This window comes from Desulfosporosinus fructosivorans (genome assembly GCF_004766045.1).
Classification (GTDB): Bacteria; Bacillota; Desulfitobacteriia; order Desulfitobacteriales; family Desulfitobacteriaceae; genus Desulfosporosinus; species Desulfosporosinus fructosivorans.
The window spans coordinates 53,590-74,682 of sequence record NZ_SPQQ01000009.1 but is presented as its reverse complement, the minus strand read 5'-3'; the positions used below and the strand labels follow the sequence as shown (position 1 = coordinate 74,682).

Sequence of the window (21,093 nt, the reverse complement as noted above, 5' to 3'; positions counted from 1 at the left end):
ACAATTGGAACTTTATACCATAATGTTATATAATTACTTGAAGCACTTTTGAAGTGAAATGGTCTATTGTATTTAGGAATAAAGGAGCAAAATCATGAAAAAGATATTAGGAGTCTTTCTAAAGGGCCTATTCGTTCTTACGCCTATAGCGCTTACATTTTATATTTTATATAAGATGTTTTTGCTAACCGATGGGTTGTTTAAAGGACTGCTAGAGAAAGCCGGCTTATATTTCCCTGGGTTCGGGGTGATTGTGACCCTAACCGTAATTTTCTTAGTGGGACTACTTGCTTCGAACTGGTTGACGAGCAAATTTCTAAATTACTTGGATATGATAATTATAAAAGTACCGCTATTTGGTAGTATCTACGGTGTCATTAAGGACACCGTAAATTCGTTTTCTGCGAATAAGAAGGGCTTTTCCCGATTGGTCATGGTTCATATGTCGAATGACCTTAAACTTTTAGGATTTCTTACTAATGATGAAGAGAGCACCTTTATCCCCAAGGGTTATGTGGCAGTGTACTTAATGCAGTCCATGCAGTGGGCGGGGAATCTCATCCTCGTACCGCAAGAACAAATTGAACTAATCGACGTTTCCTCTGAGCAAGCCTTGAAGTTTATTGCTTCTGCTGGGCTATTGTGCAAGAAAGGGGCCTGAACTCGTTTTAACTAAGTTGAACATCGAGAATCAGTGCCAATTGAAGTAGGAGCATTTAACTCCGTCATTTTGATGTTGCAATTTTTTAATTCGTCCATCCAAGAAAATCACTCTTTCACTTAATTTAATATGAATATCTCCTGCTTATTAGATTTTATAACAGTGACCGAGTTCCCAACTAAAGTTTAAATCGACACCTCGGTGGCAAAAGTCTCAGGTCGAATGGAGGCTTTCGAATAATATAAGGCTTGCCCAATCAGAGGACAAGCCTTATATCCGTGTTTTAGTTACTCAGGGAGAAACGTCGCACAGTCCGTCATTTCAGAGGTACTGGCATTAGGAGCTTGAACTTCAATCTTGTCAGCATGACAATGATCGCCTGAGCCATAATAATGGCAAGTGTTTACAACGCATTTGATTCCGCCGTTAGGTTGTGGCATTTTGTTTGCTCGTTCTGGCATTTAGATTCCTCCTTAAATTGAATTCCAAGTTTAATCTCTCCAGATAGTCGGATTTTATGAATTCTTTTTATATAAATCGTTAGTGCTGTGATATAATTTACCTCAAAGGGGTGAACTCATATGGATCAACAACAGCTTATGGACATGCTCACGAAAATACTTGAATCTCAAAATGAGTTAGGAAAAAATCAAGAGGCGCTCAACAAAAAATTAGATAAAATTGAACTGTTGATTGAAAATGATCTCTCAAAGAAAATTAATGCTTTAACTGATGTGCGCGAAGGTCAAAAAGAACTGAGTGAACTTGCAATCGCTGTAAGAAAAATATCAAAACACCTTAATTGAGTCATAAAGGAGCATTTAAATGGACGAGCTCGACAAAAAGGGATTAGGGGTCTATGAGGAAAAGGCAAAGACATATCTAAAAGACAAGACGAAATCATTAGACCTTCTTAATACTGCCCTGAGGAAGGCCAACACTAACCGGGGGGCGTTGGGTGAAACATGGGAAAAGTTCCAGCTGTTGTTTGGAGTGTTCAAAGACTGGATTAACGGTAACTATAAGGAAATGCCCACACGCTCGCTTCTCACGATTATATTAGGCATCGTATATTTCGTGTCACCGATAGACGGGATCTTCGATTACATTCCCTTTGCTGGGTTAGTCGATGACGCAGCGGTTGCCGGCTTCGTTATTTCCCAAGTGGGTAGTGATCTGGAACGTTATAAACTTTGGAAAAATCGAGTTGAATCTTGAAATTAATCCTTGTAATCTTAGGCAGCTTGCATTAAAATACTAGTAACTTAATAACCATGTTACAGGTGCCCTTTAATAAGGGAGAATAGGGAACTGGGTGAAAATCCCGGACGGACCCACCACTGTAAAGAGGAGACTTATGCCTTGCCACTGGGAAACTGGGAAGGCGCATAAGGTCGATGATTCTGAGTCAGGAGACCTGCCTGTAACATAAGAAGTCATGAATTAAGGTAAAGTTCATGGTCGATTTTTCTTATCACATTGTGATGAGGGAAACGGCTATGAGCTTTTTTGGTTCCTTTATGATGAGAGGGGAGTGAAAACTATGGGGTATCTTGGTCGCGATGTTGAGGTTGTTTTGATAAATCAAGCTCAATATCTTGTGGCTTCTTGTGATTCCTGTGGAGCCATCGGCATGAAAGATTTAGATACTCTAAAGATTACATGGTCCATTACTGGAAGGTTAACAACTCGCGTGGCATTGTTAGAAGTCCTTTCCACTGGGGCTGTGCCACAGATGATGACCGTGGCGATTTCTAATGAACTGCATCCAACAGGAGAGCAGATTTTAAAGGGGGTGCAACAAGAGTTAGACTCTGCTGGATTGTCGACGCTATCCATGGCGATAAGCACCGAGAAAAATATGGTAACACAGCAAACTGGCCTTGGAATCAGTGTGATAGGTGTGAGCGAGAAGTACCAATTGCGAGTGGGAATTACCCAGGCAGGAGATGACGTTTATTGTTTAGGGCTGCCTAAAGTGGGTCCTGAAGTCAATAATCCGAATGATACTGAAATTGTTCAAGTAAAACATATACAGTTCCTTTTAGATATTTTAGGTGTTCATGACATCGTTCCTGTTGGGTCGAGAGGAATTCGCACTGAGGCACAGCAGCTTGCCACTAACTTAAATTGCCAATTGTTCTTCGATCCTGCCTGTGGTCTAGATTTAGATAAATCAGCTGGACCGTCTACTTGCCTTATTTTTTCCGCTCTATCATCTTTGGCTTCGGATATTTTATTATCTAGTTTTCCACGATTACCCATAACTAAAGTGGGTAGATTATCCAAAATTTAAGGAGGAAAGTTCATGAATAATTTAAGTTTTGAAAAACAGGACTCAACGCTATCCGCTTGGAATGTCAAAAGACTATCGATTATGGCTATTTTTATTGCCTTAAGTGCCGTGGGAGCGCTTATTAAAATCCCTAGTTCCGTCGGAACAGTTGGCATGGATTCAGCACCAGGCTTTTTTTGTGCTCTGGCCTTTGGTGGGGTAACCGGAGCGGTCGTTATTGCATTTGGTCATTTGTTGGCGTCGGCAGTGATTGGATTTCCAGCGACGATTCCGATCCATCTGTATATTGCTTTCCAAATGGCTTTATGGGCCTTGTGTTACCGCTGGGTGAATAAGAAGCTTGGTCTAATTCCCGCAGTTATTGCTGCAATTACACTTAATGGGGTCGTATCAGCCTTCGCCATGCTCCCTATAATGGGTATGGGCGGAGTTCTAGTATTGATGCCTTCTCTGGTCGTCGGAGCAGCCATTAACGTCATTATTTCTGCGCTTGCTTATAAAGCAATCAAGGGAAGTCGGCTTATATAGATAATGAGGTGAAACCGTGGAACTCATAAATACAGCTATCGAATTAAAGAACGTCTCTTATCGTTATCCGAGCGCTGTAGAACCTTGTCTAAAAAACGTGAACTTAACCGTTGAAAAAGGAAAGTTCATTGTGGTAATGGGTGCTAGTGGAGCGGGAAAAACAACCTTGAGCCTATGTCTTAACGGTCTTATTCCGCAACTTTTAGAAGGAGAACTAACTGGACAGATTGACGTAGCTGGTTACGATGTTAGAAAGACTGCAGTGCAATCCATTTCTAGGATCCTTGGGCTTGTGCTACAGGACCCTGAAACTCAGATTATCGGCAGTACCGTTGAAGAAGATACTGCTTTTGGCCCGCGCAACTTCCTCGTTCCGCTAGAGGACATCAAATGGAGAGTCAATCAAGCGCTGGATAAGGTTCGCCTTAAAGGGTACAATGACCGCTTGACAGAAGAACTCTCTGGCGGAGAGAAACAACGTTTAGCGATCGCGGGCGTTCTTGTGATGGAACCTGAGATTTTGGTCCTCGACGAACCGACCTCAGAACTTGATCCGGTGGGGCGCTCAGAAATCTACGAGACGTTAGATGATCTGCGACGGAAAAAGGACTTGACGATTCTATTAGTTGAGCATTCTAGCGAAGAAGTTATAAAAAAAGCGGATGAGGTCGTCGTCCTTAACCAAGGAGAAGTGGCATGGAGCGGGGTGCCGACGGAACTCTTTCGCAATATTCATCTTTTAAGACAGTTTGGGATAAAGCCCATACCAGTGAGTCTAATCGGTTGGAATTTTTACGAAAGAGGATGGATTTCCTTAGATGAAATCCCTTTAGATATCCCGTCTGCGGAAGGCTTGATTAGACGGCTGTTACCCAAATGCGGATATCAGGAGAGAATGGACCTACCTCTCAAGCAGGAATCGCACATACCTGAGAAAGAAGCCGCAGTTCAAATATGTGAGCTAATTTACCAGTACAACTCAGGGCCACCCGCTTTGCAGGGAATAAACTTAACGATTGGCGCTGGCGAATTTGTAGCCTTAATTGGTCAAAACGGCGCGGGTAAAACTACTTTAGCTAAACATCTTAATGGACTACTGAAACCAACTCGCGGAAGCGTCATCGTTGACGGTATGAATACGTCGCAGTATGATACATCACATCTTTCGAAAACAATCGGCTATGTTTTCCAGAATCCTGATCATCAGATATTCTCTGCTTCTGTAGAGAAAGAACTAGAATTCGGCCTTAAGAATGCTGGCTTGAAAGGCCAAGAGGTCAAAGAACGAGTCAATGACATTCTTCTGTATACCGGGTTGGATCGGTACCGTAATGTACATCCGTTCAGCTTGGGAAAAGGAGAGCGGCAGATGGTTGCCGTAGCATCTATACTCGTCCTAAACCCCAAACTGTTGATAATCGACGAACCCACCACAGGTTCAGACTGGGTGGGAATTCAGACAATGATGGCATTGATACGCAAACTACATAATGCCGGAACAACAATTATTATGATTAGTCATGATATGGATCTTGTTGCTCAATACGCTAAGCGTATTATTGTTTTAAAAGACGGCTGCATTACCTTAGATGGTAACCCACAGGACGTTTTTTCTAATGAAGAAATCCTTCTTGACTCTGCGATAGTTCCACCTCAACTCTGTAGGCTTTCCTCTCGGTTGAAGGATGTTTTATTTCAAAAAACCTTAATCGAACCCGACGAGTTCTATGCATTTTTCAAAAGTGGAGGGAAGACGTAATGGTGCCAGAGTACTTAGCAGAAAATACCTTCATCCACCGCTTAGACATTCGAACTAAAATGCTCGGGTTCTTGGGAATCATTATTTTCACTTTCTTGTTTCAGCATCCACTATATCAGTTATTGACCGTGTCTTTGACAGGTCTATTAGCTTTTTGGATCAGAATTCCTCTCCGAAAGATAGTCCGGATGTTTGCTCCCTTGATTCCAATCGTCATTTCAATTATTCTAATCACAGGATTTACGTTTGCACCGGAGCGTTTTGATCAGGCTTCTAACCAAGCAATCCTCTTCTATGCTTTCCCTGGAGAGCGATTGGGGGCAACGGTGGGGGGGGTTCTGATGGGCACGACGTTTCTCTTTCGTCTCTTTAGTATGATGATTGCTTCGTCTGTGCTGACTCTGACCACGTCCATGGACGATTTCACACAATTCTTTCAAAAAATGAAAGTTCCTGCCGAAATATCCATGATGCTGACAACGGCGATACGATTCATTCCGATCCTAGATAAAAAACGACGTTTAATCATAGAGGCCCAAAAAGCGCGGGGAGTAAATTTTAATGACAAGGGAATTATCGGCACTATTCGTGCCTATCTTCCGATTATGATTCCTATGTTCATTAATTCCATTCTAATGGCTAATTCATTATCAATGGCAATGCTTAATCGGGGTTACGGCTTGTCGCGTACCTGGACATCTATGCGCGAATTAACCTTTGCCTCAAGGGATTATTGGACGATCTCTCTCATAGTTCTAGCGGTGACGTCAGCTGTCTTTGTACGATTCAAATTGCATTTAGGAGTTTTATAGAACTTTATCGGATTATAAGACTATCGAACTATCTGAGCGGACTAGTCTTATTAGACATGGTTGAACTGAAGCCTCGCATGTCGTATACTTTCTTCAGATATACTAGTAAATAATTGAAACATAGATTTTTTTATCAAGACCCCAAGGTAAGCTTAAACCATCTTAAATACATATGATAATTTCTATGAATTTGATTGTGGGAGAGAAACTATGGCACGAGATAAAGACCGACATACTTGGCGCGAAGGATATACAACCGGAAGCTGTGCAGCCGGCGCAGCGAAGGTAGCCTGCTTGCTGCTCCAAAAGAATAGTTTACCCGAACATGTAGAAATTCCACTTCCCAACTCTGCACGCTTGACAATGCCCATCCATGGGGGGGAATCTTCATATCCTGTAGCTAGGGCAAGTATTCTGAAAGACGGAGGAGATGATGCGGATATTACACATGGGCTTGAGATCCATGCCGTAGTGCGCTATATTTCTTCTCTTGGAGAGGTTCACATCCGAGGGGGTCAGGGGGTTGGGACGGTCACCAAAAAAGGATTGGCTATCTCTGTTGGGGAAAGCGCTATCAACCCTGTACCAAGGAAAATGATCTTCGAAGCCGTACGCGAAGTCTTCCCTAAAGAAGAACTTGAAATAATTATTGAAGTTCCTGCTGGAGAAGTTGCCGCCCTGCGCACCCTGAATCCGAGGTTGGGGGTTATGGGAGGAATTTCTATCCTAGGGACAAGTGGGATTGTTAGACCGATGTCTGAAGAAGCGTTTAAAACCTCAATATTACCAGAACTGGACCAGGCAGTAGCTTATGGGCATAAAACTATAGTGCTCACGCCAGGGCACTATGGATATAGAGTCGCAACAGAGCGTTTTAAAATCCCAGCTGAAGCGGTAATCCAGATGAGTAATTTTGTCGGCTTTCTTTTGGAAGAAGCGGCTTACCGAGAGATTGAACAGGTGATTTTATTAGGGCACATCGGAAAGCTCATTAAAGTTTCGGGTGGGATTTTTCAGACTCATAATCGTTTCGCAGATGCCAGAATGGAAATCTTACTGGCCCATGCCGCATTATCAGGCGTAAAGCTAGATACCCTGAAATATCTGGCGGAGTTTCCGACGACCGAAGGAGCTACCTTAGAACTCTTACAACTTGGAGAACAAAAGTTGCTTCATCAAATAGCACATTTGGCAAGTGAGCGGGCCCAAGCGTTTACCTTTGGACGACTAAGTGTTGGAACAATCATGACGTTATTGAGCGGGCAACCTGTCGGTTGGGATTTAGAAGCTCGTAATATGGTGGAAAAACAAGGTTGGCTGTGGTCAGTTGAACCATGACATTTGCCAAACCTTAAAAATAGCACTCGACTGTAGTCGAGTGCTATTTCGTATTAAAGGAAAAGGTAAATGCATGTCGAATTAACTGCTCATGGCATCTAGAAGAATCTGAAAATGGATAAGAGGAGCATAAGCTCCTCCTTTACTAATAGTTTATCCTTTATAGTTTGAAAGTGTAGTGTTCGCAGTTTGAATTGCTCCATCAACGGCATTAAGCGTGTTTTGAATTTGTTGTTTATTTTCAGGTTTTTCCACTGATGTAAGCGCATTGTTTAAACAATTTTTTGCATCTTGAAGATGATTAGTCACATCTTGAACATGTTGTTTCGCATTTTTTGTCATTAAAATTACCTCCTAGGTTTATTGAATGCAAACATAGCATTTGTTATGGTGCTTAAAATAATACATAGATTATTTTAAGAGTTGAGTTAAAAGTTTATTCGTTTAATAGGAATTAAATCTGGAAGCAGGTGGCGGGGGTTTATTTGGTAGAGTTGTGGACGAAAAATTGTATTAACATATATTTTCGTAAAATGTTAAGTAATAAGCTAAAAGTCCTTTCTAAATAGTGTGATTTATTATATAATACACAAATAATACATATTGACTAGTGGTTCAAAATTAATTGAATATGAATATTCTTAAGGTTCCTCTGCGATAGAGGATTTAAAAGGGGAAGTCGGCGAAAGTCCGACGCGGTCCCGCCACTGTAAACAAGGAGTTCTCTTTAAAAACCCTTTAATAAGTTATGGGTTAATAAAGGGAATGATGATTTGAAGCCAGGAAACCTGCCTTGAGAAATATCACAGACCTACGGGCGATAGGCGATGTGTGTGTTTATTTAGGGTAAACCATACGAGCCGCTCTGGTTCGTATTTTTTATTCCTTTTTATTCATTATTCACCTATAAGCTAAAGGTTCATTTCTTTAAGACTTAAGAAAAACCAGGGAAGAAGGTTTTTTATGTTACAGGTGATCGGTATCGGCCCTGGGCGGCCGGAATGGTTGCCACCGGCAATCATCGAACTTGTAAAGAACTGCGAAATTTTAATAGGCGGGTCTAGGGCTCTTAAACTCTTTCCTGATTTTGGAGGACGTCAGTATTCTCTATCTGGCGACTTGTCTAGCAGTATTGAAGTGATCAAAAATGCACTTCTGGAGGAAAAAATTATCGGGATTCTTGTCTCTGGCGATCCTGGATTTTTCAGTTTTTTACCCAGGCTTAAGAAAGAATTTCCGGAGGAGAGAATCGACGTTTATCCTGGGCTTAGTTCTCTTCAATTTGCTTTTGCAAGAGCGGGACTCCCTTGGCAGGAGGCAATCTTTCTGAGTGTCCATGGTCGACAGTTATCCATACTACCAACGCGTATAACTCGCCCTACAGCGGTTCTAACTGGTGGAGAAAATACTCCTCAGAAAATAGCTCAATTCTACCTGGACCGCGGACATAATCTGCGTATATCGATTGGGAATGCCCTTGCGTACCCCGAGGAATTATGGGCAACCATGGATGCAGAACATTTGGCTCAGGAAAAGACCTTGTTAAAGAATGCTATTGTTATCCTTTATCCTGCAATTGAGCAGGATACCATACAAAAAACTACTCACGATGGCCAGCAATCCCCTAAGCAAAGTACCGGATGTAGGATTGGGATTCCAGACGAAGAGTTTCTGAGGGGAAAAGTTCCCATGACCAAGGCGGAAATCCGTGTGCAGGTTCTTGCTAAAGCCCAAATTTCAAAGTACGACTGTGTCGTAGATATTGGAGCCGGTACTGGAAGCATTAGTATTGAAGCCGCAGGTCTCGCGTCTGAAGGTGTAGTTTATGCGATTGAACATAATCCAGAGGCGCAGGAACTGATTCTTGCTAATCAGCTTAAGTTCGGTGTTCCAAATCTTCACCTGATTCCTGGAGCTGCACCAGATGTTTTCGGAGAGCTTCCCCAAGTTGATGTCTGTATAATTGGGGGGAGTAATGGACGTTTAGCTGAAATCTTAGCAACAGTCCCCCTTGTTGATGGTGGACGAATCGTAATCACGGCAGTGACGATCGAAACTGTGGCTCAAGGGTTGCAACTGCTCGCAGACCTTAACTATCAAGCTATTGATACTGTTTCTATTCAAGCGGTTCGTTGGAAAGCTGTACAATCCCTTCATATGGCACAAGCTTTGAATCCAATCTTTATAATATCAGCACGAAAAGGGGAAACGTTATGAACATAACATGGGGAAAATTCTATGGAGTAGGAGTCGGTCCTGGTGATCCTCGTCTCCTGACATTACAAGCTGTCGACGTTTTACAATCGGTCGATCTGGTTGCCATCCCGAAATCTAAGCTTGATCGAGAAAGTGTGGCCTGGGATATAGCCAAAATCCATTGTCCAGCCAATGTTCGCCTCGTCGAACTTGAAATGCCTATGACGTCGGATCAGCAGGTTTTAGCAAAGGCTTGGCAAGATGGAGCACAAATCTTGCTGGCCGAACTGAAACAGGGCAAATCCGTTGCTTTCATCACACTTGGTGATCCTTCCTTATACAGTACGTACAGTTACTTACTTAACATTCTTCAAGAGGAATTACCACAGGAGTATATCGTAACAGTCCCTGGGATTATGGCTATGTCAGCAGCGGCAGCTAGGATTAACTTGCCACTTGCCACCGGGGACGAACCCCTCCTTATCTTGCCGAGTACTGAAGATGTTGGGGAGTTCCTAAACTTTCCCAACTTAGTCTTAATGAAGGTCTCCCGAAGACTTCCTGAAATTTTGACCTTGCTCGAAGAGCACGAGAGAAAAGCGGTTTTGTTAACTCGCCTCGGTCAAGCTGGAGAAAAAATCCGCTGGGAACCTAAACCAGAGGAATTCACATCTGATAAAATCGATTATCTAAGTTTATTACTCGTTAAAAAAGATTTGTTGGGGAGGGAAAACAGTGAGCCAGAAAAAAACTAACGGCGAAGTAATCTTCGTCGGAGCTGGTCCAGGGGATCCTGAACTTATCACGGTCAAAGGTGTTCGTGCGCTGGAGAGAGCAGACCGAGTGATTTATGCTGGTTCTTTAGTCAACCCGGAGTTACTCGGACTATGCCGCCAAGGAACACCTGTTCATGACAGTGCTCACCTTACGCTCGAAGAAGTAATCTCTTTGATGTATGAGGGGACAAGCCACGGGGAAACGATTGTTCGTCTCCATACGGGAGACCCCAGTATGTACGGGGCGATTAAGGAACAATTCGACCACTTAGACCAGCAAGCTATACGCTATTCCGTGATTCCAGGAGTCAGTTCAGTGTTTGCAGCCGCCGCAGCGATTAAACGTGAATTCACTTTACCCGATATTAGCCAAACCTTGATTCTCACCCGCTTAGCTGGCCGGACTCCAGTTCCAGAGCGAGAAGCACTTGCCAAATTGGCGAAACACCAAGCAAGCATGGCGATTTTCTTAAGTGTCCAAGATATGCAATCTGTTGTAGATGCCTTGGTGGAAGGTGGTTACCCAGCCTCCACTCCGATAGCTGTCATTGCTAAAGCGAGTTGGCCGGATGAAGAGATTCTCCAGGGAACTTTAGAAACCATTGTCGAAAAGGTTAAATTGGCAGGAATCCGCAAACAGGCACAAATCCTCGTCGGAGATTTTTTGGATCCGGCCAATGGGTATGCCCGTTCAAAACTTTACGATCCAACCTTTACTCATGAATATCGGCAAGGCTCAAAACCGTGAACGCGAGAATAGCACTTCTTACCTTGACGGATCGAGGGTTAGTCACAGCGCATCGTATTATCGAGAGCCTTCCGGATACGGTTGAATGGAATCTCTTTATTCATGAGAAAGCACTTGCTCAAAGTGAGAATCAGGGGAGTGTGTTTCGGCGCTTGAGAGAAATCGTTCCGGAACTATGGGAGGAGTATTCTGTACTCATTTTTGTCATGGCTACTGGAATCGTAGTACGCCAAATTGCTTCCCTTATTGAAGGAAAAGATCGAGATCCGGCAGTACTTGTTTTAGATGAAGCGGGAAAGTTCATCATTCCTTTACTTTCCGGGCATTTGGGTGGCGCAAACACTTGGGCAAATCATCTTGCTTCTCAGATAGGGGCTCAAGCGGTGATTACGACAGCTACAGATGTTCGGGGCTTAGTGGCCCCAGATGAATACGCTCGACGATATGGTTGGAAAGTTGAACCCCTGGACCATTTACCAGCGGTCAACCGCTTACTTTTAGAACAAGGTAGTCTCAAAATATGGACCAGTTACCTATTGAACCCTGATGAGGCATGGCTGAAAGACGAGCACTATCAGTTCTTGTCAAATAAGGATAAAGAGAAAGCCAATCTGATTATAAGTCCTTTTCTGGATCTAACGATTAAAGATGATCTCCTATATTTAATTCCACCCATCTTGAGTATTGGGGTTGGCTGCCGGAGGGGAATTTCTACTGAGGCAGTTCTGGAGGGTATTATCTCGGCTGTTGGGCAGATTGGGGCATCCCTTAAGGCCGTGTCAGGAATCTATAGTGTTGATCTTAAACAGGATGAAGTTGGTCTGATCGAAGCGGCTAAATACCTGCGAGTCCCGTTTCGAACCTTTCCAGCTGTTAAACTTCAAGCGGTCATAGAAAAAGAACAGTTAAGTCGATCAAACTTTGTGAACGAAAAGATAGGAGTGGACGGGGTATGCGAAGCAGCGAGCTTACTGGGAACTCAAAAGGGACGGCTAATTCTACCGAAATTCAAGGGTCGGGGAGTCACAGTAGCGATCAGCGTGGAAAACTCTTTATCGTGGGCATCGGACCAGGAGACCCTGACCATATGACCGCACGTGTTCAGTCAGTCTTAAATGAAGTCGAATTCATCGTTGGTTATAAAACTTACATTGACCTTATTCGCCCCTTAATAACTCATCAGCAAATTGTTGCTACTGGGATGCGTCAAGAAATTGACCGTTGCCGAGAGGCCATACGTTTAGCCGCCGAGGGACACAGTGTTGCCGTTATTAGTAGTGGAGATGCTGGAGTTTACGGTATGGCTGGTATTCTTATTGAGTGTCTTGATCAAGAAGGTCTTCTGGACCTTCCCCTAGAGATCATTCCGGGAGTTACGGCGGCTAGCGCGGCAGCTTCTATGCTAGGGGCACCGTTGATGCATGACTTTGCTGTCATAAGCTTAAGCGATCTCTTAACCCCTTGGGAAGTCATTGAGAAACGCGTGCGACTAGCCGCTGAAGGGGATTTCATCCTGGCTATATATAACCCGAAAAGCAAAGGACGTACGCAGCATATTGAGACAACTCGCGAGATCCTTCTGCGCTACAGGAGTCCCGAAACCCCTGTTGGCTTGGTCAGGGAGGCCTTACGGGGCGATGAGTCCAGTGTGCAAATTACCACACTTGCTGATTTCACGAATCATCCCATAGACATGCTGACCACCGTTATTATCGGGAACTCTCAAACCCGTATGCTAGGACCTTATATGGTTACCCCTCGAGGATATATGCTGTGAAGCTTTTAGTCTTGGCCGGCACGGAGGATGGTCGAGAACTAGCGGATGCCCTTATGAGACGCGGTCATGATATTTTAGTTTCGACTGTGACCTCCTATGGTGCGGATTTAGCTCAAGAGCAAGGTCTCCAAGTACGTTCTGGCGCAATGGATGCTCAGGCTCTCATAGACCTAGTAGAGGGCGGAGGGTTTGCTGCTATTGTGGATGCAACTCACCCCTACGCAGTACGAGTTAAAGAAATTGCAAAAAAGGTCTGCGAAGAACGAGCAATCCCCTATATGTGTTGGCAGCGATCATCGTTAGAGCTAGAGGAAAATCCCTTGATTCATTGGGCAGAAAACATTCCAAATGCGGCCGTAAGAGCTGCAAAGCTTGGGCATCGAATTCTGCTCACTACCGGAAGCAATGCCTTGCCTGAGTGGGTATCTCAATCTGCTTTGCAAGACAAAAGACTATATGTTCGCGTCCTTCCAACTTCCGAGGTGTTGGCGCGCTGTGAACTCTTAGGGTTCAAACCGAATCAAATCATCGCCGCTCAAGGTCCTTTTTCCCAAGAGTGGGACGAAGCGATGTTTAAGCAATTAAGGATTGATGTCGTGGTAACTAAAGAGAGTGGCAAAGTTGGAGGAACCCTTGAAAAGGTACAGGCCTGTCACCGCTTAAATATTCCATTAGTTATCCTAAAACGACCCGTTACTGAGGCGCAAGAAAGTTCACTAGCTCAGTTTATTAAACATTTGGAGGAGATACAATGAAGTCAGAAATCATTATTCTAGGTCACGGTAGCCGCCGTGCAGAAGCAAACCAAGGACTTTTAGAGGTCGCTAAAAAGGTAAGTCTTATCATGGGGCAAACAGTTACGCCAGCTTATATGGCTCATGACCACCCCAGCCTTCCAGAAGCGGTACAGGCGAAAATTTCGGAAGGCGCCTTGCATATTGTCGTGATGCCTCTCTTTCTGTTTCGAGGAATTCACGTGACAGTAGATATCCATGAAGAATTGCGTGAAATTCGCGAACAACATCCGAACGTAGAGATCGTATTTACTAAAGAACTGGGAGCAGATGACGGCATCGCAAATCTGGCCGCTCAACGCATCAGAGGAGCAGTGAACGAATGATCGATTTTATTTTAAATCCGGGACAAATAGAGACTGAAAGTATGCGCATTATTCGGGCTGGCATAACACGACCTTGGTCAGAGGATGAATTTCCAGTCGTTGAACGATTAATTCATACCTGTGGAGATCCTTCACTTGAACAAGTCATAGCGATTCATCCTCGAGCGATAGCTTGTGGACTCAAGGCGCTGAAGGAGGGTGCAAACGTCATTACAGATGTAGAGATGGTTCGCGCCGGCATTTCTAAAGAGAAACTTAAATCGTTAGGTGGATCAGTACAAAGCTTTCTTAATGCCCCAGGAGTTGCTGAACAAGCCAAGGAATGGGGAATCACACGCTCAATGACAGCTTTCCGTATGCATCCGGAGAGTCTGCGTGGCTCAATCGTAGCAATTGGCAATGCGCCAACGGCACTACTCGAAGTCTTACGTTTAGCCGAGAATCCAGAAACATGTCCGGCCCTGATTATCGGTATACCAGTTGGTTTTGTCGGAGCTAAAGAGTCAAAGGACATACTGTGGGAGCGTCAGTCCATCCCTTCGATTACGGTACTTGGAACGCGAGGAGGAAGCCCTCTCGCCGCGACGGTAGTCAATGCGTTAATTTATACTGCCTTAAAGCAACTTGCCCACTAATTCGTAGTTCGTAATTCGTAATTCGTAGTTCGTAGTTCCTAGTTCATAGTTCTGAATAGCGAACTACGAACAGCGAACCATGAACCATGAACCATGAACATCCATGAATCAGGAATGTCGAGTAGGGGGCGTAGAAAAGTATTACTTTTGGGAAAGGGGGTAGCCTGATTGTCTTCTAATAACAAAGTAGCTGCAAGACTCATGATCCAGGGAACCTCGTCAAGTGTCGGAAAAAGTGTGCTCGCTGCTGCGTTTTGTAGAATATTTTACCAAGAAGGGTACCTAGTGAGTCCTTTTAAGGCGCAGAATATGGCTCTTAACTCTTTTGTAACGACAACAGGTGGGGAGATGGGAAGAGCCCAAGTGGTTCAGGCGCAAGCTGCTGGAGTTGAACCTGAAGTGCGCATGAACCCAATTTTGCTTAAACCAAGTGGTCCAACTGGGTCCCAAGTCGTCATTATGGGCAAGTCTCAGGGGAATGTGACTGCCTTGCGTTATCACGGAGAATATCAACGAATGACTTGGCCCTATGTGAAGGATGCCCTTCATGGGTTGCTTGATGACTTTGAGGTCGTCGTGATTGAAGGGGCTGGAAGCCCCGCAGAGGTTAATCTTAAATCGAATGACATTGTCAATATGCGGGTGGCAATGGAGGCCAATTCACCTGTTCTGTTGGTGGCAGACATTGACCGCGGTGGGGCTTTGGCTGCTGTTGTGGGGACCTTGGAGTTAGTAGAACCCGAGGAACGAGCTATGATCAAAGGAATTATCTTTAATAAGTTCCGAGGCGAACTTGCGCTTCTTCAGCCAGCCTTAGACTTTATGGAAGAGAGAACAGGCATCCCCGTGCTTGGAGTTGTCCCCTATTTTAAGATACGCATTCCAGATGAAGATTCCGTTGCCCTCAATGAGGCTATGGAGAAACCCTCCGTTGCCTCCGCCGAACAATTGGACATTGCGGTGGTTCGATTTCCGTATATCTCTAATTTTACGGATTTTGATGCACTTCTGGATGAAACGGATGTCTCGTTGCGCTATGTCTCTGAGGCTGCGAATCTCGGAAAACCGGATCTTTTGATACTTCCAGGCAGTAAAAATACCCTGGCCGATTTGCGTTTTCTTCATGAGAGCGGTTTAAGTGCTCAAATTCAAGACCTTTGCAAGCAAGAGGTTCCAATAATTGGGGTGTGCGGAGGGTACCAGATGATGGGGCGCACAGTGATGGATCCGCTCCATACAGAGTCAGAGTTTGAAGAGATGAGAGGTCTTGATATTCTGCCTATGGTAACGGAGTTTGAACCGCATAAACACACCGTTCAATGTAAGGGTACGATTATTTCAGAGCATGGCTTTTTTAAAGCATGTGTAGGAGAAAACGTCGCAGGCTATGAAATCCATATGGGGAGATCCACGCTGGACGAAGGACAGTCGCCTCTTTTCATCTTGACTTCCAATGGAGAATCCTACACGGATGGTTTGCAGGCGGGCAACGCTTATGGAACATACTTACATGGAATTTTTGATAATGACGGTTTACGGACTTCACTGTTGGGATGGCTTTGGCAGCGCAGAGATCGTGTTAGGCCAGTTGAAATGTCACTTTCACAGGCAGCACTTCGTGAATCGGCGTTTAATGAGTTAGCAGATTTAGTGCGTCAAAGTGTCGATATTGAACGGGTTCGCGCGATAATGGGGTTAGACTCAGAAGCGATGTCCAAGGATGCGAAGGGTTTAAACGATTCCCTCGAAGGGAAGAACCGGGTAATTTAAATGATGTATACGCTTACAATGATTTCAGTTATTCCGCTGGTTGTTGTCCTTATTGGCTTTCTTCTCGACCAGCTGCTTGGAGATCCCCGTCGCTGGCCCCACCCCGTGGTGGGTATTGGAAGGGTCATTAGCTTTTTAGAACATCATTTAAATCAGGGGGGTCCAGAGGCACGCCGCCGAAATGGAGTCCTGCTAACCTTCCTAGTGGTAGGGGGAACATATCTGCTCACGTGGGTCGTAGTTTTGGGAGCGAATGTACTTCACCCTTTATTGGGCCTTGGTGTGAGTGTCTATTTTGTTTTCACTTCTTTAGCTGGTAAATCCCTGTTAGATGCCGGACAGAGTGTTTTGCTTCCTCTCCAACACTGTGATTTAAGCGAGGCACGGCTACGGCTTTCGTGGTTGGTTAGCCGAGACACAGATAATCTGACAGAAGCAGAAATTGTAAGGGGAACCATCGAAACTCTCGCAGAAAACTTTGTCGATGGGATTCTTTCGCCACTTTTATATGCAGCTTTAGGTGGTGCTCCGCTGGCAATGGCTTTCAAAGCAATTAGCACATTGGATTCGATGGTCGGTTACCGAAACGATCGGTATGAGGAGTTTGGTTGGTTCTCTGCCCGGACGGACGATTGGGCTAATTATGTACCCGCACGGTTATCGGTCTTCCTCTTACTTTTAGCAGGCTGGTTGAGGCGGATGCCGGTCCGTCAGGCTTATCGAATATGGAGACGTGATGCCTCCGGTCACCCTAGTCCAAACGGCGGTAATCCTGAAAGTATTGTTGCTGGGTTATTAGGCGTTCAGCTAGGGGGCATTAATATTTATCATGGGAAGCCTCATCATCGCGCAGAGATGGGGGATGTTCTTCATCCCGTGAACGCCTTAGACATTGTGCGATGTCGTCATTTGGTACGTACGGCGACTTGGTTATCTCTTTTACCCGCTCTTATAATAGCTTACTTAATTTAGCGAGGCTCGAAGTACGAGGCGCGAATGGAATATACACTTCGTGAACTTTGAATCACGAATATGCGAACTACGAAAATACGAACGATGAACCACGAATTGGAAAGGAGATATAGCATGAAGATTCCACGGATTGTTCTAGCGGGAACGCATAGCGGAGTAGGAAAAACGACCCTTGCTACGGGTCTAATGGCGGCCTTGAAAAAGCGCGAACGCCCGATTCAAGGGTACAAGGTTGGGCCGGATTACATCGATCCTAGTTATCATGCGGCAGCAACGGGTAGACCTTCCCGCAATCTTGACCGTTGGCTTCTCGGTGATCATCTCCCTTCCGTCTTTGCTCAAAGCGCTGAGAATTCTTGGGCGGTGATTGAGGGAGTAATGGGCTTGTTTGATGGTATGAGTGGAACAGCGGGTTTTGGAAGTACAGCTGATCTGGCAAAACTCCTTCAAGCTCCCATTATTCTCATTGTCGATGCCTCCTCGATGTCCCGCAGCGTGGCGGCCTTAGTTCACGGATTTAATACATATGACCCTAATGTAAGCCTTCAAGGAGTTATCCTTAACCGCGTTAAATCGACTGCCCAAGAAAAAATACTTAGAGAGTCCCTGAATGATTTGCAGATTCCTGTCCTCGGGGTGCTCCCGAAAGAAGCCGCACTGCATCTTCCTGAACGGCATTTAGGATTGGTTCCGGTGGGGGAGAGTGGATTATTAGAGGGCTTTATTGAGACACTATCAGAGCTTGTAACTAAACACGTCGATTTAGAGCAAGTCGAACGCATTATGTTAGGTGCACCAGATCTCGATGAGTCTATTTTTGTAAAACCAAATGCTATCGTTAATACTGAAGGTGATTTGATGGCTCAGAAGCCTCAATTTCGCTTAGGCTTGGCATTAGATGAGGCCTTCCTTTTTTACTACAAGGATGCTTTAGACCTCGCAAAACGTTTGAATTTTGAGATTGTACCGTTTAGCCCTTTACACGACGCTGCACTTCCACCGGACCTTGATGGTATCTTCATTGGCGGGGGGTTTCCAGAGCTTCATTTAGACCGTTTGAGCGAGAACATTGCTTTCCTTGATTCTCTTCGATCATACGCTGCGAGCGGCAAACCTCTGTATGCCGAATGTGGAGGATACATGTACCTTGGACGGTCCATAACGGATTTTGAAGGAAGAGAAGTCCCACTTGCAGGTCTCATTCCCATGAAAGCAGAAATGACAAGACGCTTACAAGGTATTGGGTATCGAAAAGGGGTCCTTCGCGAAGATACGTTCTTAGGCCCCCGTGGAACAACGGTTCAAGGGCATGAGTTTCATTATTCACGGGTGACCTATGATCACGAGTTCCCGCCGGCCTATGAATTGTTCAGAGGAGACCTCCCTGACCGTATGGAGGGATATGCCCGGGATAATATCGTCGCCTCATATCTTCATCTTCATTTTTCTGGACAATCTGGTTTACTTGAGCACTGGTTTGCTTCGTGTTCTAGAAAAATTGGGGTATGATAAGATGTTAAGATATACTGATAATTGGGTTAACAACCGTAGGGGGATTGAATGCTAATGGATTTCGCTATCGGGTTGGCCCGCTGTCCAGGGACGTGTGGAGAATGGGTACAAGGGGCTCGAAAAGGAATCCCATTTCTCCTTGATTGTCCCATTGATCGTTTTTCCGAGGCCAAAGTGGCCTTGAATATGCATGCCACGGGCTGGGATCTTCCTCTTGGTAAATTAAAATCCTTACAGGTCTTGGAATTGCTTAAAGAGGACCTCGGTCTGCCTGCGTTAAGCGGTAAAGTAGAATTTTTACAGCAGCTTCCGGAGGGTAAAGGGATGGCTAGCTCAACGGCCGACATTACTGCCGTAGTTGCTGCCGCTTTGATTGCCCTAGGAGAAGCTCCCGTTCCTGATCGCTTGGCACATTTTGCATTGCGAATTGAACCGAGCGATAGTGTGATGTTCCCTGGAATCACGGAGATTGAACATGTGCATAGACACAACCACCGCGTACTGGGGCCCGCTGTCCCCGCCCTGTTTCTCGCCTTAGATTGGGGTGGAGCAATCGATACAAAAGTCTTTAATGCCAGGCCGGGATTAGCGGAGCATTATCGATTTAATGAAGCCGAAATTACAAGGGCTTATACCTTAGCCCGTGAAGGCATAGAACAAACTGACTTGGAAAAATTAGCTGTCGCCGGAACGATCAGTGCACGCTGTAATTTAGATATTAATATGAAATCGCAATTTGAGCCCTTCTTAAGCTGGGTGCTTCAAAAAGGAGGGCTCGGTGTTGTTACAGCTCATAGTGGAACACTGTTGGCTGGAGTATTTCCAATTGATGACTTTCCCAGTTCCGAGATTCGCAAGAACTTGAGACTTGAGGTAAATCAACAGTTTACCCCAGCGTACCTTGATATCTTCAACAGTCATTCTGGTGGAATTGTGGTACCAAAGAAGGAAAAAACTGAAAATACGGGGTGAAACTATGCACGGTGGAAATCTCCGCAAAGCTCAAGAATTATATGGTTTGGATTCATTTATTGACCTTTCTGCCAACATTAATCCTTTTGGACCGCCACAGGGGGTTTGGAAGTCCTTGCAAGAAGGAATGGTCGATATTGTTAATTATCCCGATCCTGAAAGCCGAGTGTTAAGAAAAACACTTTCCAACCATCTTGGAATACCGATTGACTCGATAATGGTGGGTAACGGAGCAGGGGATTTGATATTCACAATTGTGCAAGCGTTAAAACCTAAAAAAGTAGTCATCCCCATCCCCACGTTTAGTGAATACGAACGGGCTGCACGCTCTGTTGGATCTGAAGTGAGCTATATCCCCTTAGGCCCGGAGGGCTGGGATAAATTCAGTGGATGCAGAAATAGCTCCAGTGACGAGAATTCTTTTGACCAACTGTGGCGGGAATACCTTAATGGGTGTGATTTACTCTTTCTCTGTTCCCCCCATAATCCGACGGGGAGTCTACTCGATAAAGATATGTTTGAACGAATTCTTCGTCTAACGAAAGAGTTAGGATGTCGTATTCTTTTCGATGAATCTTTCCTTGATTTCCTACCGGACGAGTTACGCCAGTCCTCTCGCACTTATCTTAAAACCAACGAACACCTCCTTGTCTTGTACTCGTTGACAAAATTCTACAGTTTACCAGGTTTGCGTTTAGGCACAGTTTTTGCGCATCCGTCTTTACTGGCTAAATTCGATCAATACCGCGATCCTTGGTCCGTTAATGTGCTTGCCCAGCATGCCGGGATTACTTCACTAGAGGATTCGAAGTTTCCAGAAGTTGTTCGGGAAAAGTTAGGGGAGAGCAGGTCAGTATTTTACCGAGAATTTACTCAATGTGGTTTCTTACATTTACGACTTTGGCCAACCACTGTAAATTTTGCTTTGATCGAGGTTTTAAATCACACCTCCAGAGAATTGATTCAACATTTGGGAGAGCAAGGGATTCTTGTTCGTGATTGTGCCAACTTTACAGGTCTTCCTGGGGACTTTATTCGGGTAGCGATCAAAGATGTCCTCGCCATGCAGCGGCTTATTGAGGGTTTAAAAGCATACTATTTGAAAGAGGAGTAATAAATTGCTCCTCTTTTTTTAAGCTAAAATAAGCTGTAGCCGTGCATACTAGAGAAAGTATTCTATCAATAAAACTATGTTACTAACTCTCATTATTAGATAGGATT

The 21,093-nt window shown here is 44.7% G+C and carries 23 protein-coding genes and 2 riboswitches; of the genes, 21 read left to right on the top strand and 2 right to left on the bottom strand.

Going from position 1 to position 21,093, the window contains the following annotated elements; translation table 11 throughout:
• The first annotated feature begins 94 nt into the window (after nucleotides 1–94).
• Nucleotides 95–661 (top strand): DUF502 domain-containing protein, encoded by a 567-nt coding sequence (locus E4K67_RS21470; protein WP_135550471.1) that lies wholly within the window; start codon nucleotides 95–97, stop codon nucleotides 659–661.
• A gap of 287 nt (nucleotides 662–948) precedes the next feature.
• Here E4K67_RS21470 and E4K67_RS21465 read toward each other — a convergent pair whose 3' ends face one another.
• A complete protein-coding gene (locus E4K67_RS21465) occupies nucleotides 949–1,122 on the bottom strand; it encodes a DUF1540 domain-containing protein (protein WP_135550469.1) in 174 nt (57 codons plus the stop codon).
• A 120-nt stretch (nucleotides 1,123–1,242) separates the two neighbouring features.
• Between E4K67_RS21465 and E4K67_RS21460 the strand changes: the two genes are divergently transcribed.
• From E4K67_RS21460 to cbiD, 7 genes are all read left to right on the top strand, one after another.
• Entirely contained in the window at nucleotides 1,243–1,467 is a 225-nt protein-coding gene (locus E4K67_RS21460; protein WP_135550467.1) for a hypothetical protein, read from the top strand.
• Between the two features lie 19 nt (nucleotides 1,468–1,486).
• A complete protein-coding gene (locus tag E4K67_RS21455; protein ID WP_135550465.1) occupies nucleotides 1,487–1,879 on the top strand; it encodes a YkvA family protein in 393 nt (130 codons plus the stop codon).
• A 46-nt stretch (nucleotides 1,880–1,925) separates the two neighbouring features.
• Nucleotides 1,926–2,100, top strand: a riboswitch (cobalamin riboswitch).
• A 104-nt stretch (nucleotides 2,101–2,204) separates the two neighbouring features.
• Nucleotides 2,205–2,957: an AIR synthase family protein gene (locus E4K67_RS21450; RefSeq protein ID WP_135550463.1), complete on the top strand. Its 753-nt coding sequence runs from the start codon at nucleotides 2,205–2,207 to the stop codon at nucleotides 2,955–2,957.
• 12 nt (nucleotides 2,958–2,969) lie between these two features.
• On the top strand, nucleotides 2,970–3,485 hold the full coding sequence (locus E4K67_RS21445; protein ID WP_135550461.1) for an ECF transporter S component: 516 nt from the start codon (nucleotides 2,970–2,972) through the stop codon (nucleotides 3,483–3,485).
• Between the two features lie 25 nt (nucleotides 3,486–3,510).
• Complete coding sequence (locus E4K67_RS21440) at nucleotides 3,511–5,244, top strand: ABC transporter ATP-binding protein (protein ID WP_135550686.1); 1,734 nt, start codon at nucleotides 3,511–3,513, stop codon at nucleotides 5,242–5,244.
• The gene (locus E4K67_RS21435; protein ID WP_199242623.1) at nucleotides 5,244–6,056 is read left to right on the top strand and encodes an energy-coupling factor transporter transmembrane component T family protein; all 813 of its coding nucleotides are present in this window, start codon (nucleotides 5,244–5,246) and stop codon (nucleotides 6,054–6,056) included. Before E4K67_RS21440 ends, E4K67_RS21435 begins: the two co-directional genes overlap by 1 nt.
• A gap of 210 nt (nucleotides 6,057–6,266) precedes the next feature.
• Complete coding sequence (cbiD, locus tag E4K67_RS21430; protein WP_135550459.1) at nucleotides 6,267–7,394, top strand: cobalt-precorrin-5B (C(1))-methyltransferase CbiD; 1,128 nt, start codon at nucleotides 6,267–6,269, stop codon at nucleotides 7,392–7,394.
• Nucleotides 7,395–7,547: 153 nt separating this feature from the next.
• On the opposite strand, the gene E4K67_RS21425 is transcribed toward cbiD, so the two are convergent.
• Nucleotides 7,548–7,736: an EscE/YscE/SsaE family type III secretion system needle protein co-chaperone gene (locus tag E4K67_RS21425; RefSeq protein WP_135550457.1), complete on the bottom strand. Its 189-nt coding sequence runs from the start codon at nucleotides 7,734–7,736 to the stop codon at nucleotides 7,548–7,550.
• Nucleotides 7,737–8,021: 285 nt separating this feature from the next.
• Nucleotides 8,022–8,204, top strand: a riboswitch (cobalamin riboswitch).
• 153 nt (nucleotides 8,205–8,357) lie between these two features.
• On the opposite strand from E4K67_RS21425, the gene cbiE reads away from it, so the two are divergent.
• The 13 genes from cbiE to E4K67_RS21360 all read left to right on the top strand — a co-directional run bounded on the left by cbiE (nucleotide 8,358) and on the right by E4K67_RS21360 (nucleotide 20,986).
• Nucleotides 8,358–9,611, top strand: a complete 1,254-nt coding sequence (gene cbiE, locus E4K67_RS21420) for a precorrin-6y C5,15-methyltransferase (decarboxylating) subunit CbiE (protein WP_135550455.1) — start codon at nucleotides 8,358–8,360, stop codon at nucleotides 9,609–9,611.
• On the top strand, nucleotides 9,608–10,345 hold the full coding sequence (gene cobI, locus E4K67_RS21415; protein ID WP_135550453.1) for a precorrin-2 C(20)-methyltransferase: 738 nt from the start codon (nucleotides 9,608–9,610) through the stop codon (nucleotides 10,343–10,345). The genes cbiE and cobI overlap by 4 nt, the downstream gene beginning before the upstream one ends.
• Nucleotides 10,326–11,114: a precorrin-4 C(11)-methyltransferase gene (gene cobM, locus E4K67_RS21410; protein ID WP_135550451.1), complete on the top strand. Its 789-nt coding sequence runs from the start codon at nucleotides 10,326–10,328 to the stop codon at nucleotides 11,112–11,114. Before cobI ends, cobM begins: the two co-directional genes overlap by 20 nt.
• Nucleotides 11,111–12,205, top strand: a complete 1,095-nt coding sequence (locus E4K67_RS21405; RefSeq protein WP_243454575.1) for a cobalt-precorrin 5A hydrolase — start codon at nucleotides 11,111–11,113, stop codon at nucleotides 12,203–12,205. The genes cobM and E4K67_RS21405 overlap by 4 nt, the downstream gene beginning before the upstream one ends.
• Entirely contained in the window at nucleotides 12,202–12,891 is a 690-nt protein-coding gene (gene cobJ, locus E4K67_RS21400; protein WP_243454574.1) for a precorrin-3B C(17)-methyltransferase, read from the top strand. The genes E4K67_RS21405 and cobJ overlap by 4 nt, the downstream gene beginning before the upstream one ends.
• Nucleotides 12,888–13,646 carry a precorrin-6A reductase gene (gene cobK / locus E4K67_RS21395; RefSeq protein WP_135550447.1) on the top strand — a complete coding sequence of 253 codons (759 nt, stop codon included), beginning with the start codon at nucleotides 12,888–12,890 and terminating at the stop codon, nucleotides 13,644–13,646. The genes cobJ and cobK overlap by 4 nt, the downstream gene beginning before the upstream one ends.
• Nucleotides 13,643–14,011 carry a sirohydrochlorin chelatase gene (locus E4K67_RS21390; protein WP_135550445.1) on the top strand — a complete coding sequence of 123 codons (369 nt, stop codon included), beginning with the start codon at nucleotides 13,643–13,645 and terminating at the stop codon, nucleotides 14,009–14,011. Before cobK ends, E4K67_RS21390 begins: the two co-directional genes overlap by 4 nt.
• Nucleotides 14,008–14,646: a precorrin-8X methylmutase gene (locus E4K67_RS21385; RefSeq protein WP_135550443.1), complete on the top strand. Its 639-nt coding sequence runs from the start codon at nucleotides 14,008–14,010 to the stop codon at nucleotides 14,644–14,646. Before E4K67_RS21390 ends, E4K67_RS21385 begins: the two co-directional genes overlap by 4 nt.
• A 201-nt stretch (nucleotides 14,647–14,847) precedes the next feature.
• Nucleotides 14,848–16,416 carry a cobyric acid synthase gene (locus E4K67_RS21380; protein ID WP_135550682.1) on the top strand — a complete coding sequence of 523 codons (1,569 nt, stop codon included), beginning with the start codon at nucleotides 14,848–14,850 and terminating at the stop codon, nucleotides 16,414–16,416.
• Nucleotides 16,417–17,388 carry an adenosylcobinamide-phosphate synthase CbiB gene (cbiB, locus tag E4K67_RS21375; protein ID WP_199242622.1) on the top strand — a complete coding sequence of 324 codons (972 nt, stop codon included), beginning with the start codon at nucleotides 16,417–16,419 and terminating at the stop codon, nucleotides 17,386–17,388.
• A gap of 114 nt (nucleotides 17,389–17,502) precedes the next feature.
• Nucleotides 17,503–18,897, top strand: a complete 1,395-nt coding sequence (locus E4K67_RS21370; RefSeq protein ID WP_135550439.1) for a cobyrinic acid a,c-diamide synthase CobB — start codon at nucleotides 17,503–17,505, stop codon at nucleotides 18,895–18,897.
• Nucleotides 18,898–18,948: 51 nt separating this feature from the next.
• Nucleotides 18,949–19,872 (top strand): GHMP family kinase ATP-binding protein, encoded by a 924-nt coding sequence (locus E4K67_RS21365; protein ID WP_243454573.1) that lies wholly within the window; start codon nucleotides 18,949–18,951, stop codon nucleotides 19,870–19,872.
• A gap of 4 nt (nucleotides 19,873–19,876) precedes the next feature.
• Nucleotides 19,877–20,986: a pyridoxal phosphate-dependent aminotransferase gene (locus E4K67_RS21360; protein WP_135550435.1), complete on the top strand. Its 1,110-nt coding sequence runs from the start codon at nucleotides 19,877–19,879 to the stop codon at nucleotides 20,984–20,986.
• Nucleotides 20,987–21,093 lie beyond the last annotated feature (107 nt).

Coding starts and splice junctions, on each gene's coding strand:
- E4K67_RS21465 (WP_135550469.1), bottom strand. CDS start 1,122: ATGCCAGAACGAGCAAACAAAATGCCACAACCTAACGGCGGAATCAAA.
- E4K67_RS21380 (WP_135550682.1), top strand. CDS start 14,848: ATGATCCAGGGAACCTCGTCAAGTGTCGGAAAAAGTGTGCTCGCTGCT.
- E4K67_RS21385 (WP_135550443.1), top strand. CDS start 14,008: ATGATCGATTTTATTTTAAATCCGGGACAAATAGAGACTGAAAGTATG.
- E4K67_RS21445 (WP_135550461.1), top strand. CDS start 2,970: ATGAATAATTTAAGTTTTGAAAAACAGGACTCAACGCTATCCGCTTGG.
- E4K67_RS21365 (WP_243454573.1), top strand. CDS start 18,949: ATGCTAATGGATTTCGCTATCGGGTTGGCCCGCTGTCCAGGGACGTGT.
- E4K67_RS21460 (WP_135550467.1), top strand. CDS start 1,243: ATGGATCAACAACAGCTTATGGACATGCTCACGAAAATACTTGAATCT.
- cobJ (WP_243454574.1), top strand. CDS start 12,202: ATGACCGCACGTGTTCAGTCAGTCTTAAATGAAGTCGAATTCATCGTT.
- E4K67_RS21425 (WP_135550457.1), bottom strand. CDS start 7,736: ATGACAAAAAATGCGAAACAACATGTTCAAGATGTGACTAATCATCTT.
- E4K67_RS21470 (WP_135550471.1), top strand. CDS start 95: ATGAAAAAGATATTAGGAGTCTTTCTAAAGGGCCTATTCGTTCTTACG.
- cbiB (WP_199242622.1), top strand. CDS start 16,417: ATGATGTATACGCTTACAATGATTTCAGTTATTCCGCTGGTTGTTGTC.
- E4K67_RS21390 (WP_135550445.1), top strand. CDS start 13,643: ATGAAGTCAGAAATCATTATTCTAGGTCACGGTAGCCGCCGTGCAGAA.
- E4K67_RS21435 (WP_199242623.1), top strand. CDS start 5,244: ATGGTGCCAGAGTACTTAGCAGAAAATACCTTCATCCACCGCTTAGAC.
- cbiE (WP_135550455.1), top strand. CDS start 8,358: ATGTTACAGGTGATCGGTATCGGCCCTGGGCGGCCGGAATGGTTGCCA.
- E4K67_RS21450 (WP_135550463.1), top strand. CDS start 2,205: ATGGGGTATCTTGGTCGCGATGTTGAGGTTGTTTTGATAAATCAAGCT.
- cobI (WP_135550453.1), top strand. CDS start 9,608: ATGAACATAACATGGGGAAAATTCTATGGAGTAGGAGTCGGTCCTGGT.
- E4K67_RS21370 (WP_135550439.1), top strand. CDS start 17,503: ATGAAGATTCCACGGATTGTTCTAGCGGGAACGCATAGCGGAGTAGGA.
- E4K67_RS21360 (WP_135550435.1), top strand. CDS start 19,877: ATGCACGGTGGAAATCTCCGCAAAGCTCAAGAATTATATGGTTTGGAT.
- cbiD (WP_135550459.1), top strand. CDS start 6,267: ATGGCACGAGATAAAGACCGACATACTTGGCGCGAAGGATATACAACC.
- E4K67_RS21455 (WP_135550465.1), top strand. CDS start 1,487: ATGGACGAGCTCGACAAAAAGGGATTAGGGGTCTATGAGGAAAAGGCA.